Below are 12,829 nucleotides of genomic sequence, written 5' to 3' on the forward strand. Positions count from 1 at the left end.
GAGAGGCCTTTCCATGCGCCGTTTTCGGCTTTCTGTCGTGCTGGCCGCGCTCGTCCCCGCGGCCGCCCTCGTGCTGGCGGGCTGCGGCGACGGCTCGTCCGGCGCCGCCAAGGGGTCCTGCCCCGGCGGCAAGGTCCGGTTCGGTGTCGAGCCGTTCGAGGACGCCGCCAAGCTGACGCCCGCCTACAAGACGCTGGGCAAGGCCCTGGAGGCCAAGCTGGACTGCCCGGTCGAGGTGCAGATCGTGCAGGGCTACTCCGCCGAGGTGCTGGCGTTGCAGAACCACAAGCTCGACGTGGCGCAGTTCGGCCCGCTCGGGTTCGTGTTCGCCTCGCAGCGCACCGGCGCGGAGCCCGTGGTGTCGTTCGGCAACCCGGACCGCTCCGTGTCGACCTACAAGGCGGGCATCTGGGTGAAGAAGGACAGCCCGGTCGCGTCCGTCGCGGACCTCAAGGGCCGGACGCTCGCTCTGTCGGACGCGGGGTCGACGTCAGGCGACGCGCTGCCCCGCTACGCCATCCGGAAGGCCGGGCTGTCGGAGTCCGACGTCAAGCTCCAGTACGCGGGCGGCCACCCGCAGTCGCTGCTCGCGCTGACCTACGGGAAGGTCGACGCCGCCGAGATCAACACCCAGCAGCAGGCGACCTCGACGGAGGAGCACCAGTTCGACGCCGCCGAGTACAAGCAGATCTGGGCGTCCGACCCGATCCCGAACGACCCGATCACCGTCGCCAAGGACCTCGACCCGGCGTTCAAGAAGAAGCTCGTGTCCGCGCTGACCTCGCTGTCGCCGCAGGACGTGGCGAAGGCGGGCGCGTTCCTCGACGTCGAGCCCGGCCCGCTCGTCGCGGTCACGAAGCAGACCTATCAGCCGCTGTTCGACCTGGCCAAGACGCTCGGCCTCACCGAGAAGAACCTGTAGCGATGACCGCCAACGCGCTCACGGTCCGCGGCCTGCGCAAGTCCTTCGGCGGTCGCACGGTGCTGTCCGGTTTCGACCTCGACGTGGCTCCCGGGGAGGTGGTGGCGCTCCTCGGGGCCAACGGGTCGGGCAAGTCGACCGCGCTGAAGTGCGTGGTCGGCCTCGTCCGCCCGGACGAGGGGCGCGCCGGGGTGTTCGGCGACGACCTGCTCGACGGGTCGCGCGCCGCCGACCGGGCCCGCACCCGCGTCGCCATGGTGTTCCAGCAGATCCATCTGGTGCGGCGGCGCTCGGCGCTGGACAACGTCTGCGCGGGCGCGCTCGGCCGGCTGCCGCTGCGCCGCTCGTGGGCGCCCGTCGCCTTCCCCCGCGAGCTGCGCGAGGAGGCGATGGCGTGCCTGGACCGGGTCGGCCTGGCCGACCGGGCGCACGAGCGCGTCGCCGCGCTGTCCGGCGGCCAGCAGCAGCGGGTCGCGCTGGCCCGCGCCCTGTGCCAGCGCGCCGAGGTGCTGCTGGCGGACGAGCCGGTCTCCGCGCTGGACCCGTCCGCCGCCGAGAACGTCATGACCGTGATGACCGAACTGGCCCGGACGGAGTCGATCGCGGTCGCGGCGGTGCTGCACCAGCCGGATCTGGCCCGCCGCCACGCCGACCGGCTCGTCGGCCTGCGCGGCGGCCGGATCGCCTTCGCCGGAACGGCCGCCGAGGTGTCCCAGGACCAGGTGTCCTCTCTTTATGTCGCGGACGAGGAGGTCAATCCGTGAGTGTGCTCGTCACAGAACGCGCCCCGAAGCGGTTGCCGGTCCCGCGCAGGCGGCGCAGTGCCCGCACGCTGGTGACCGGCGGCGCCGTCATCGCCGTCCTCGTGGCGCTGCACGTCGCCGCGTGGATCGGCACCGACATGGATCTGGCGATGCTGGCCGACGGCTGGCACGGCATGGTCCGCTTCGTCTCCGAGGCGATCCCGCCGGACCTCGCCTGGGACCCGGTGGTCAAGGACGGCCTGCACGCGTGCCTGGTGACGCTGTGGATCGGGCTGCTCGGGACCACGCTGTCGATCCCGTTCACCATCGTGCTGTGCGCGCTCGGCTCGCGCGCCGTCAACGGCAACGCCTCCGTCTACCAGGCGGCGCGCGGAGTCATGTCGTTCCTGCGGGCCGTCCCGGACGTGGTGTTCGCGCTGATCTTCGTCACCGCCGTCGGGCTCGGGCCGTTCGCCGGCGTGCTCGCGCTGGTCTGCAACAACACCGGCGTGATGGGCAAGCTGTGGTCGGAGGCGATGGAGGAGGTCGACGACGGCCCGGCACAGGCGCTGCGGATCGCCGGCGCGAGCCGCACCCAGCTGGTCGCGCACGCGGTGCTGCCGGCGTGCGTGCCGCAGCTGGTCGGGCTGGTGCTGTACCGGCTGGACGTCAACGTGCGGGCGTCGCTGGTGCTCGGCCTGGTCGGCGCCGGGGGCATCGGCTTCCTCATCAACCAGTCGATCCAGGAGTTCCGGTTCGACCAGATGCTCACCTACATCCTGATGGTGCTGGTCCTGGTCGTGGTGGTGGACCTGCTCAGCTCGTTCGTCCGGCGCAGGCTGGCGCCATGACCGCCGAGGCGGTCGCCATGGTCTGGCCCGGCGTGGGCGGGCGCCACCGGCCGGTGGCGGTGCGCCTTGAGAAGCCCGCGCCGGGCGAGGCGCTGGTCGAGGTGGAGCTCGCGACGATCTGCGGCTCGGACCTGCACACCGTCTCCGGCCGCCGGCCGGGACCGGCGCCCGGGGTGCTCGGTCACGAGATCGTCGGACGGGTCGTCCGCCTCGGGGACGGGCCGCCTCCGCGCGACGTCCGCGACCGGGCCGTCGCCATTGGGGACCGGGTCGCGGTCGGCATTTACGCGGCATGCGGCAGATGCGGGCGTTGCCGGCGGGATCTGCCGCAGAAGTGCGAGCGGCTGTTCAAGTACGGTCACGCGCCGCTGGCGGAGGCCGGGCCGCTGTCGGGCGGCTACGCCACTCACGTGCGCGTGCGAGCCGGCACCCCCCTGGCCGTGGTGCCGCCGGAGCTACCCGCCGGGCTGGCGGCGCCGCTCGGCTGCGCGACGGCGACGGCGGTCGCGACCGTCGCCGCCGGGGGCGCCGAGGTGCGCAGCCGGAACATCACGGTGTGCGGCGCCGGGCTGCTCGGCCTGCTGGCGACCGCGATGCTCGCTGATCAGGGTGCTGCCGTCACCGTCGTCGATCCCGATGCCGGACGCCGCGCCACCGCGAAACTGATGGGCGCCGCGAACGCCGTCGACGCCGCTGCGGAGCCGCCGTCCGCCGACGTCTACATCGAACTGTCGGGCGCGCCCGCCGCGGCGCGGAACGCCGTCGCCCGCACCGCGACCGGCGGCACCATCGTCCTCGCCGGGACCGTCTCGCCCGGCGCGCCGCTGGACTGGGAGGCGCAGGACCTGGTGCGCGGCCTGCTCACCGTGCGGGGCGTCCACAACTACGCCCCCGCCCACCTCGCCGAGGCCGCCGCCTGGACCGAGTCCGCCGCCGGACGGCTGCCGGTGGACGCGCTGCTCGGCCCCGTCCACCCGCTGGACGATCTGGACGCCGCGCTCCAGGAGGCCGCCCGGTCCGGGGCGGTCCGCGTGGGCGTCGCCCCTGGGGAAATCGATCAGGGCCGCTGAGCGTTGCACACGGTCAGCCGTCCCTGAGAAAGGTGTCCCATGCGTGTCGAGATCTGGTCCGACGTGATCTGCCCCTGGTGCTACATCGGCAAGCGCCAGTTCGAGCGGGCGCTCGACGGCTTCGCGCACCGCGACCGGGTCGAGGTCGCCTACCGGGCGTTCCAGCTCGACCCGTCCTACCCGAGCGGCCGGACCGAGGACGTGGCGGACATGCTGGCCGGGAAGTACGGCATGTCGCGCGACCAGGCCGTCCAGATGAACCGGCAGATGGAGGAGCGCGCGGCCGGGGTGGGGCTGGAGTACCACCTGGAGGGCGGACGGGTGGGCAACACCGCCGACGCGCACCGGCTCGTCCATCTGGCGGGCGGGCAGGGCGTGCAGGGCGATGTCGTGGAGGCGCTCTACAAGGCGCACTTCACCGACGGGCGTTCGATCTTCGACCGCGACTCGCTGGTGGGCGTGGCCGCGGAGGCCGGGCTGGACGCGGACGCGGCCCGCGACGCCCTCGACTCCGGGAAGTTCGCCGCCGAGGTAGAAGCCGACCAGCGCGAGGCCCAGCAGCTCGGCGCGACCGGCGTTCCGTTCTTCGTCGTCGACCGCCGCTACGGCGTGTCCGGCGCCCAGCCCGCCGAGGCGTTCGCGCAGGTCCTCGACCGCGCCTGGACTGAAGCGGGCTCCTAGACGCGGGCCCAGCGGGCCGGGACGGCGCCCACGCGGCGGCGGCGCGCGGGCGGGGACGCGGCGGGCAGGCGGACGGTGAAGGACGCACCGGCCCCCGGACGCCCGGTCGCGTCGATCGTGCCGCCGTGGCTCTCCACGACCTCGCGGACGAGGGCGAGCCCCAGCCCGAAGCGGCGGCCCTTGCCGTGGGCGCCGCGGGCGAAGCGCTGGAAGATCCGTTCGGCGTCGGCGGGGTCGAAGCCGGTCCCGTCGTCGCGGACGGTCAGCTCGACCCGGTCGCCGTCGCGCGCCAGCGCCACCTCCACGCGGCCTCCCGGCGGCGTGTGGCCGATGGCGTTGTCGAGCAGCGCGCACACGACGCGGCGCAGCGCCGTCTCGACGCCCTCCACGACGCAGGGCGCGCCGGCGCCCGTGACGTCGAGGGCGATGTCCTGCGCCCGGGTGCGGACGGATTCGGCGGCGGTCACGGAGGCGACGACGCCGGCGAGGTCCACCGGACTGCCCTCGGCCGCGCGGGGGCGCACCCGGGCGGACAGCAGCAGGTCCTCGATCACCTCGCCGAACTGCCGGGTGTCGGAGACGATGGCGCCGAGCTCGTCGCCCAGCGCGCCCGCGTCGGTGCGGCGGGCCAGCAGCTGCGCGCGGACGTGCAGGCGCGTCAGCGGGGTGCGCAGCTCGTGGCTGGCGTCGGCGACGAACCGCCGCTGCCGGTCCAGCGCCTCGGCGAGCGGGGAGATCGCCCGCCGCGCCAGCAGCCGGCCGGTGACGAGCGCGGCGAGCAGCCCGCCGATCTCGGCGACGCCCAGCGCCTTGTAGAGGCGCTGCCGTTCCTGGATCTGGTACCGCCGGTCGAGGGCCGCCTGCACGACGACCGGGCCGCGGTGCTCGGTGCGCACCAGGTAGCCGATCCCGCCGATGCGGTGTTCGCGCACGACCGTGCCCGTGGCGCGCAGGTCGGCGCGGACGGGCAGGCCGTCCGGCGCGTTCGGGGTGCGGCGGGTCCGGCCGTCCTCGATGGCGAACATCCACACGCAGGGGGGCGCGTTCTCGACGGCGTTCGCGGCGATCACGTGCCGCAGGTCGCGTTCGGCGTCGCTGCGCTGCCCGGCGCTCATCGCCAGGTAGACCAGCGCCCCGACGAGCGCGATCACGACGGTCGCCGCCGCGGCGAGCTGCAGGGTGAGGGTCCATCCGACCCTCGACAGCACGCGGGCGTCCGGTCCTTGCACGGTGCCTCCTCCGGCCGGCCTCACAGCTCGCCAGCCCGGTAGCCGAGGCCGCGGACGGTGCGGACGGTGCCGCGGCCGAGCTTGCGCCGCAGGTAGTGGACATAGGTGTCGACGATCGACTCCGAGGTGGTGTCGGCGAAGACGCGTTCGCGCAGCTCCGCGCGGCTGAACACCATGCCGGGCCGGCCGGCGAGGACGCGCAGCAGCTCGAACTCGCGGGCGGACAGCTCGTGCTCGGTGCCGTCGGCGAGCCGCGCCCGGTGCAGGACCAGGTCGATCTCGCCCGAGCCGAGCGGCAGCGTCCGCGCGCGGTCGGCGTGCCGGCGGTGCAGCGCCCGGATCCGCGCCAGCAGCTCGTCGACCTCGAACGGTTTGACCAGGTAGTCCTCGGCGCCGGAGTCGAGCCCGGCGACCCGGTCGGCGACCGTGCCGAGCGCGGTCAGCACGAGCACGGGGGTGGCGACGCCCTTGCGGCGGATCCGGCGGAGCACCTCCAGGCCGTCCAGGCCGGGCAGCATCCGGTCGACGACCAGGACGTCATAGGCGCGGGCGAGCGCCAGGTGCAGGCCGCGGTGCCCGTCGGGGGCCACCTCGACGCGGTACCCCTCGCCGGTGAACAGCTCGTCCAGCATCCCCGCGATCTCGGCGTCGTCCTCGATGAGGAGAATCCGGGGCGGATGCGTGCGCACCCCTCCAGGATTCCACGGCCTTGATCTTGACGGCAGGTGCCCGCCGGACGCGCCTCAGGACGCCGGGACGTGGAGGACGAACGGTTCGCAGTGCGCCCGCACGCCCCACGGTCCGCCGGAGACGCCGAGCCCGCTGTGCTTGCTGCCGCCGAACGGTTCGTCCAGCGACATCCGCATGTGACCGTTCACCCAGGCGGTGCCGCATTCCAGGCGTTCGGCGACCGCGGCGGCGCGGCCGGTGTCGGTGCCCCAGACCGAGCCGCACAGCCCGTACGGGGTCGCGTTGGCGAGGGCGACCGCCTCGTCGACGTCGCGGTAGGGGACGACAGGGAGCGCCGGGCCGAACTGCTCCTCGTCGACGATCCGCATGCCCGCCTCGGCGCGGGCCAGCACGGTCGGGGCGAAGAAGTACCCGGGGCCGTCGAGCGGGGCTCCGCCAGCGGCGGCGCGGGCGCCCTGAGCCAGTGCCTCGGAGACGAGGCCCGACACGCGCTCGTACTGCGGGCGGTTGGCGATGGGGCCGATCTGCGTGGCCGGGTCCATGCCGTCGCCGACGACCGCTTTCGCGGCGCGCTCCGCGAGCGCCTCGGCCAGGTCGTCGTGGAGCACGGCGGGCGCGAAGACGCGTTTCACCGCCATGCAGATCTGGCCGCAGTTGGCGAAGGCGCTCCAGAACAGCCCGTCGGCGACGGCGTCCACGTCGGCGTCGTCGAGGACGATCGCGGCGTCGTTGCCGCCGAGTTCCAGCGTGAGGCGCTTGAGGTCGGGCGCCGCCGCGGCGGCCACGTGCTTCCCGGTCGCCGCCGACCCGGTGAAGTTGATCTTCCGGATGCCGGGGTGGGCGGCGAGCCGCTCCCCCAGCGGGTCGGCGCCCGAGATGACGTTGAGCACGCCGGGCGGGAACGCGCCGGCCAGGACGCGTCCCATCGCGAGCGTCGCCAGCGGCGTGTACGGCGACGGTTTGAGCACGACGGCGCAGCCGGCCGCCAGCGCGGGCGCCACCTTCGCCGCGCCCAGTTGCAGCGGGAAGTTCCACGGCGCGATCGCGGCGACCGGGCCGACCGGGCGCCAGTGCACGCGGACGCGCTCGCCGTCGACGCCCTCCATGACGTCCGGCGCGATCTCCAGCTCCGCGAGGTGCTGGAAGCGGGCGGCGGCCCGCGCGACCTCCGCCTCGGCCTCCCGCAGCGGCTTGCCCTGCTCGGCCGTCAGGAGGGGTGCCAGCTCGCCCGCCGCGTCGCGCAGCAGGGAGGCCGCGGCGGCCAGCCGTTCGCGCCGCTCGCCCGCGTCGGCGCGCCAGCCCGGCCACGCCTCGTTCGCCGCCCGCACCGCCGCGTCGAGGGCGGTCTCGTCGCAGTCGGGCGCGCGGGCGAACTCCTCGCCCGTCGCGGGATTCACGACGCCGATCGTCCGGGAGGAGCCGATGAGCTCGCCGCCGATGAGCATGTCGGTCATGCGTCCGCCTTCAGCAGCCGGGACGGGTTGACGGAACCGGTCTCGTGCACCTGCTCCTCGCTCAGCCCGAACGCGCGCATGTGGGCGTGGAGCAGGCGCAGCGCCTCGACGGTGTTGGGGAACAGCGGCTCGCCGGCGTCGCTGGACAGCGTCACGTGCCGGGTGCCGAGCGCCTGGATCGTCGCGCACATCCGCGCCGGGTCGACGCCGAGCAGCGGGGAGATCTCGTCGTAGGTGAAGTTCATGGTGATCCCCGCCGATGTCAGCTCCCGCATCTGGTCCAGCGACAGGTCGATGAACGGGCTGAACGGGTGGTCGATCACCGCCCTGGTGATGCCGAGGTTCCGCACCTCGTCCGCCATCGCGTAGATCTCCTCGTGCGTGGCGTGCGCGAACGAGACCATGACGTCGTGGTCGGCGGCGATGCGGAACACCTCCTTGTACTCGGGTTTGAGGACGCCGTGCTCGTCGAGCGTGTACGCGCCGGCGCGCAGGGCGTCCGGCCATGGCAGCGGGTCGCTCCACTCGCGGGAGTCCTCGCCCCACCACACCGGCAGCCCGCCGACCTTGTGCAGTGTGTTGGCGCTGCGGAAGACCGGCATCCAGATGGCGGACGCGCCGTCCTCGATCGCGCGGCGGGCCGCCTCCGGCAGCGGCAGGCCGCGGGTGTCGGTGGCGATCCACCCCGACCACAGCCGCACCGGCTCGACGCCGGTGTCCTCGCACCACCGTTCGAGGTCCCGGCCGACCGCGCGGACGACCTCGGCCGGGCCGGGCGCCTCGGGCCGGTTCATGCCCACGACGCTCTTGAACAGCAGCCCCTTCATCCCGCTGGCCGACGCCAGCTTCGCGATCGCCAGCGCGTCCTGCTGTCCTTCGTGGGCGTGGCAGTGGATGTCCACCGCGTCCTCGACGCCGAACACGGCGGGCGGGACGAGCGCCTGCCCGCGATAGCCCATCCGGGCGCGGTAGGAGGCGAGGAACCGGTCGTGCGGGGCGCCGTTCGGGCGGCGCAGCCGCGCCTCGGCGAGCAGTTCGTCGTCCACCCCGATCAGCCTTCCTCTCCGGCGGTCCGCAGGTTCTCGAAGTAGGCGGCGGCCAGGCGCTGCCGCCGGGCGTCCAGCACCATGTACGTCCCGTAGACGAGCTGGACGAGGCTGCGCCACACGTCCTCCCACCGGTCGCGCAGCCGCAGCAGCGCCAGCCGGGCCCCGGCGCGGCGGGACGGGGCGCCGCGCGGGGCGAGCAGGCACGGCCCCCGGTTCGGGAGGGAGCGGGTGTGCGCAGCGGACGACGACAGCGCGAAGCGGCGCAGCGTCTCTCGCGTCACCGCCCGCATGGCGGCGGGCGCGACGCCCCGCGCCGGGCAGGGCCGGTTCGCGGTGACGCCGAACGGGATGTGGTTCGCCTCGCGCACAGCCAGGCGCTCCCACCTGCCGGGGTCGAAGCGGTCGGCGTCCTCGAAGCCGGTGGCGTGGAACTCGGGGTAGTTGAAGCAGAGCACGGACCCGGCGGGCAGCGTGGTCCGCTCGTCCACGGCGATGTCGGCCGAGGTGATCCGGTGCGCGATGCCGAACAGCGGGTACCGGCGCATGCTCTCCTCGATCACGCGGTCCAGGTAGGCGTCGTCGGCGGGATCGGCGGCGAGGCGGTGCTGCACGTCGGGGTGCTGGGCGATCGCCATCAGCAGGTGCGCCATCGCCTCCGACATCTGCACCACCGCGGTGTTGAAGAACGTCCCTTGCAGGTAGAAGACCTGCTCGTCCTTCGACAGCCGCTCGGGCAGCGGGAGGCGGACGTCGCCGAGCCGGTCCCGCAGGTACTCCGTCAGCCGGCCGCGGCGGTCCATGTGCCGCAGCCCGCAGCACTTCAGCGCGGTGACGACGTCGTCGGCGTTCGCGACGATCAGGGCGCGGGCGTGCGCCGGGCACCGCTCGCCGAACACCAGCTCGTAGGAGAACTCCGCCCAGATCGGCATCATCAGGTCGCGCAGGCGGACGAGCCCGGGCCCGGTCTCGTCGAGCACGCGGGCGGCGCAGCGCTGCGCGAGCGCTGCCACCTCCCCCTTCGGCCGGGCGAGGAAGCGGCGGGTGGTGCGGGCGACGTCGTCGTAGCGCTCCCCCGGTTCGAGGTGCTCCTGATGGACGTGCGGACCGGGCGCCAACCAGTACCAGAACAGGTCGGACAGCGGCGCGCCCTCGCTGCGCCCGTCCGCCGCCGGATGGGAGTACACCTCCCGGAACCGGTCGGCGCCGACCAGGTCGCCGGGGATCGGAACGCCCTCCTCGCCGTTGACCCGCGCGAAGATGCGCACCCGCAGCGCGACCACCGCTCGCGGCAGCCAGTACGGCAGGCTCGCGAGAACGGCGATCGCCGCCACGACGACCGCCGCGATCAGCACGGCCCCTCCTCGACGAGGCCGGGATCCGCGTCCTCCGGCGCGGCGCAGCCGCAGAGTGCGAGCGCGTTCTCCAGCTCCCGCCGCAGCAGCCCGAGGACGTCCGTCACCCCGTCCTCGCCCCCGGCGGCCAGGCCCCACAGCGCCGGACGGCCGATCGCGACCGCGTCCGCCCCCAGCGCGAGCGCCTTGACCACGTCGGTGCCGCGCCGCACGCCCCCGTCGAGCAGCACGGGAACCCGGCCCGCGACGGCGTCCGCCACCGGCGCGAGCCGGGTGATCGAGGCGGGCACCGTGTCCAGCTGCCGGCCGCCGTGGTTGGACACGATGACCGCGTCGACGCCCCGCTCGACGGCCAGCCGCGCGTCGTCGGGACGCAGCACCCCCTTGACCGCGATCGGCAGGTCGGTGATGCCGCGCAGCCGGTCGAGGTCGTCCCAGCAGATCTCCGGCGACAGCACGACCTGCCTTACGTGGCCCGTCCGCGCGGAGTCGCCGGGCTCGCGCAGGTTCTCGCAGCGCATGCCGGGCGGCAGGTCGTGGAAGCCGTTGCGGTCGCCGCGCTCGTTGCGGCCGAGCGCGGGCGAGTCGGCGGTGACCACCAGCGCGCGGCACCCGGCCGCCTCCGCGCGCCGGACGACCGCCTCGGTGAAGCCCAGGTCGGGCTGCGGGTACAGCTGGAACCACAGCGCCGGGTCGGGCGCCGCCTTGCGCGCCTCGGCCGCCACCTCCTCGATCGCGACCGTGGAGAGCATCGCCGCGATCATGATGACGCCGGCCTTGGCGGCGGCCCGCGCGGTCGCCCGCTCGGCGTCGGGGTGGGCGAGCCGGTGGAACGCGGTGGGCGCCAGCATGACGGGCATCGACGCCTCGGCGCCGAGCACGGTGACGCCGAGCCGCGGCGTCCCGGCGCCGCGAAGCACGCGCGGGAGCAGGGCGAGCCGGGCGAACGCGGCCTCGTTGACGCGCACGGTCACCTCGTCCTGGGCGCCGGAGGCGAAGTAGTCGTAGTGGACCGGGTCGAGCCGCTCGCGCGCGAGCTCCTCGAACTCGCGGACGTTCACCGGGGCGCCCATGTCAGGCCCCGGCACCGTCGAGGGCGGACGCGGCGAAGGCGCGGAGCGGCGCGCGGAACTCCTCCTCGCCGGACCAGTCGTTGCAGATGTCCTCGGGCAGCAGCAGCCTGCCGGTGAGCTTCCCGTCCCGGTAGTACCGGATCACCGGATGCAGGTAGCGGTCCTCCTTGGACGGGTCCGCCTCCCAGGCGCGCCCCGCCTCGATGTCGAACGGGTCGATGTCGGCGTGCCCGGCGCCGTACTCCAGGCTGACGGTGAACCAGGCGTGCTCGTCCTCCCCCTCCATATGCTCGGCGACGTGGTCGAGCGGCAGCTCCTCCAGGTAGCGGGCGCCGCCGTCGCCGACCGCGACGACGTCGCAGAGGAAGCCGTACTGCTGCCACAGCGCCGACGTCCGGTTGATCCTGTTCAGCACGGCGCCGGCGATGGCGCCGGGGTCGGCCGGGAGCTCGCGCTCGGGCCAGTCGATCCCCTCGTACCGGCGTTCGAGCATCCGGTGCAGCGCGCGGACGCCGTAGCGGAACCCGTGCAGGAAGGCGCTGGTGAACTTCTTGAAGTCGCGCGACTGGGTGATCGTCCCGGCGAAGAACAGGTCGGGGACGTTCACCGACTCCCACTGCGTCGTGAGCGCCGGGAACCGGTCGTTGATGACGAGCTGCGGCCGGCACGTCTCGTCGAAGATCGACGCGTCCATGCGGAAGCCCGTGCAGTTGATGACCCGGTCGTACTCCAGCGTCACGACCTTGTCGCGCCGGGCGTAGGCGATGCGGACCCGGTAGGCGCCGCCGTCGTGCTCGATGCGCTCGACCCGGCCGTCCAGGACCATGTTCTGCGCCTTGAGCTGGTAGGTGTCGAGGAAGTTGTTGTTCACCGCGCGCAGGTGGCCGATGAAGTGCGTGCGCCACGCGAACCGGACGTCGCTCGGGCCGATGACGTGGATGACGGCGGCCCGCTCGGTCAGCGCGTCCGCGGTCTCGAACGCCGAGTTGCCCTTGCCCAGGATGAGGACCCGCTGGTCGGTGAAGTCGTCGGGGTCGACCGAGACGTCGGAGTAGTGCTCGACGGTCTCGATCCCCGGGATGTCCGGGACGTTCTGCGCGCCGAACCCGGTCGCGACGATGACGCGCCTGGCCTCGTGCACCTCGCCGCGCTGGTCGGTGACCCTGAAGTGCCCGTCCTTGGCGACGTTGACGGCGCGGGTGTCGTAGCGGACGTCCAGCTTCAGCGTCGTCGCATAGTCCGCCAGGTAGCGGACGTAGTCGTCGGCGTTCGGGAAGTAGGCGTCGGTGTACTTGCTCAGCACCAGGTCCGGGACGTCGCTGAGCATCGAGTTCCAGTCCATCCGCAGGTTCAGCTCGGGGTCGTCCCAGCCGGTGTGCGGCTTGTTGATGGAGATCATCCTGCGGTGCCGGGGGAACGTCCGGTAGAAGGTCCCCGGGCCGGGCCCGCTCTCGAGGACGGCGTGGTCGCGGCCCGCGCGCCGCAGGAGATGGCCGAGCTGCAGGCCCGCCGGTCCCGCGCCGATAACGAGGTAGTCCCGGATTCCGTCCACCGTGCCGCCTCCGCTCGCTCGCCGATCGAACGCCGCAGACGGTAGGACGGGGATCTCAGAGGGTTCTAAGAAAGCACCGGACCTGGACGAGTGTCCAGCGGCATGACCGGAACCCCGTCCGGAACATGAAACATAATCCGATTCGGATGTCGACAGGCGGGCC

General features: G+C 73.7%; 12 protein-coding genes. 5 read left to right on the forward strand and 7 right to left on the reverse strand.

Features of this window, described 5'->3' with window-relative positions; translation table 11 throughout:
• The first annotated feature begins 13 nt into the window (after positions 1–13).
• The 5 genes from QP089_RS25080 to QP089_RS25100 are packed head-to-tail and all read left to right on the forward strand — an operon-like array spanning position 14 to position 4,267.
• On the forward strand, positions 14–922 hold the full coding sequence (locus QP089_RS25080; RefSeq protein WP_285914434.1) for a phosphate/phosphite/phosphonate ABC transporter substrate-binding protein: 909 nt from the start codon (positions 14–16) through the stop codon (positions 920–922).
• A 2-nt stretch (positions 923–924) separates the two neighbouring features.
• Entirely contained in the window at positions 925–1,686 is a 762-nt protein-coding gene (locus QP089_RS25085; RefSeq protein WP_285914437.1) for a phosphonate ABC transporter ATP-binding protein, read from the forward strand.
• Positions 1,683–2,516: a phosphonate ABC transporter, permease protein PhnE gene (gene phnE, locus QP089_RS25090; protein ID WP_285914439.1), complete on the forward strand. Its 834-nt coding sequence runs from the start codon at positions 1,683–1,685 to the stop codon at positions 2,514–2,516. Before QP089_RS25085 ends, phnE begins: the two co-directional genes overlap by 4 nt.
• Positions 2,513–3,586, forward strand: coding sequence for an alcohol dehydrogenase catalytic domain-containing protein (locus QP089_RS25095; protein WP_285914441.1), 1,074 nt, complete (start codon positions 2,513–2,515; stop codon positions 3,584–3,586). Before phnE ends, QP089_RS25095 begins: the two co-directional genes overlap by 4 nt.
• A 39-nt stretch (positions 3,587–3,625) precedes the next feature.
• The gene (locus QP089_RS25100; protein WP_285914443.1) at positions 3,626–4,267 is read left to right on the forward strand and encodes a DsbA family oxidoreductase; all 642 of its coding nucleotides are present in this window, start codon (positions 3,626–3,628) and stop codon (positions 4,265–4,267) included.
• Here QP089_RS25100 and QP089_RS25105 read toward each other — a convergent pair.
• The 7 genes from QP089_RS25105 to QP089_RS25135 are packed head-to-tail and all read right to left on the reverse strand — an operon-like array spanning position 4,264 to position 12,666.
• Positions 4,264–5,496, reverse strand: coding sequence for a sensor histidine kinase (locus QP089_RS25105; RefSeq protein WP_285914445.1), 1,233 nt, complete (start codon positions 5,494–5,496; stop codon positions 4,264–4,266). The two genes, QP089_RS25100 and QP089_RS25105, sit on opposite strands and share 4 nt — an antisense overlap.
• Positions 5,497–5,516: 20 nt before the next feature.
• Positions 5,517–6,185, reverse strand: a complete 669-nt coding sequence (locus QP089_RS25110) for a response regulator transcription factor (RefSeq protein WP_285914449.1) — start codon at positions 6,183–6,185, stop codon at positions 5,517–5,519.
• A 54-nt stretch (positions 6,186–6,239) separates the two neighbouring features.
• The gene (locus QP089_RS25115; RefSeq protein WP_285914451.1) at positions 6,240–7,640 is read right to left on the reverse strand and encodes an aldehyde dehydrogenase family protein; all 1,401 of its coding nucleotides are present in this window, start codon (positions 7,638–7,640) and stop codon (positions 6,240–6,242) included.
• A complete protein-coding gene (locus QP089_RS25120) occupies positions 7,637–8,686 on the reverse strand; it encodes a DUF6282 family protein (RefSeq protein ID WP_285914453.1) in 1,050 nt (349 codons plus the stop codon). Before QP089_RS25120 ends, QP089_RS25115 begins: the two co-directional genes overlap by 4 nt.
• A gap of 5 nt (positions 8,687–8,691) precedes the next feature.
• A complete protein-coding gene (locus tag QP089_RS25125) occupies positions 8,692–10,041 on the reverse strand; it encodes a cytochrome P450 (protein WP_285914454.1) in 1,350 nt (449 codons plus the stop codon).
• Positions 10,035–11,114: an alpha-hydroxy acid oxidase gene (locus tag QP089_RS25130; RefSeq protein ID WP_285914456.1), complete on the reverse strand. Its 1,080-nt coding sequence runs from the start codon at positions 11,112–11,114 to the stop codon at positions 10,035–10,037. The genes QP089_RS25125 and QP089_RS25130 overlap by 7 nt, the downstream gene beginning before the upstream one ends.
• Before the next feature lies 1 nt (position 11,115).
• Positions 11,116–12,666 (reverse strand): FAD-dependent oxidoreductase, encoded by a 1,551-nt coding sequence (locus QP089_RS25135; RefSeq protein WP_285914458.1) that lies wholly within the window; start codon positions 12,664–12,666, stop codon positions 11,116–11,118.
• Positions 12,667–12,829 lie beyond the last annotated feature (163 nt).

It is taken from the genome of Actinomadura opuntiae (genome assembly GCF_030283205.1).
Taxonomy (GTDB): Bacteria; Actinomycetota; Actinomycetes; order Streptosporangiales; family Streptosporangiaceae; genus Spirillospora.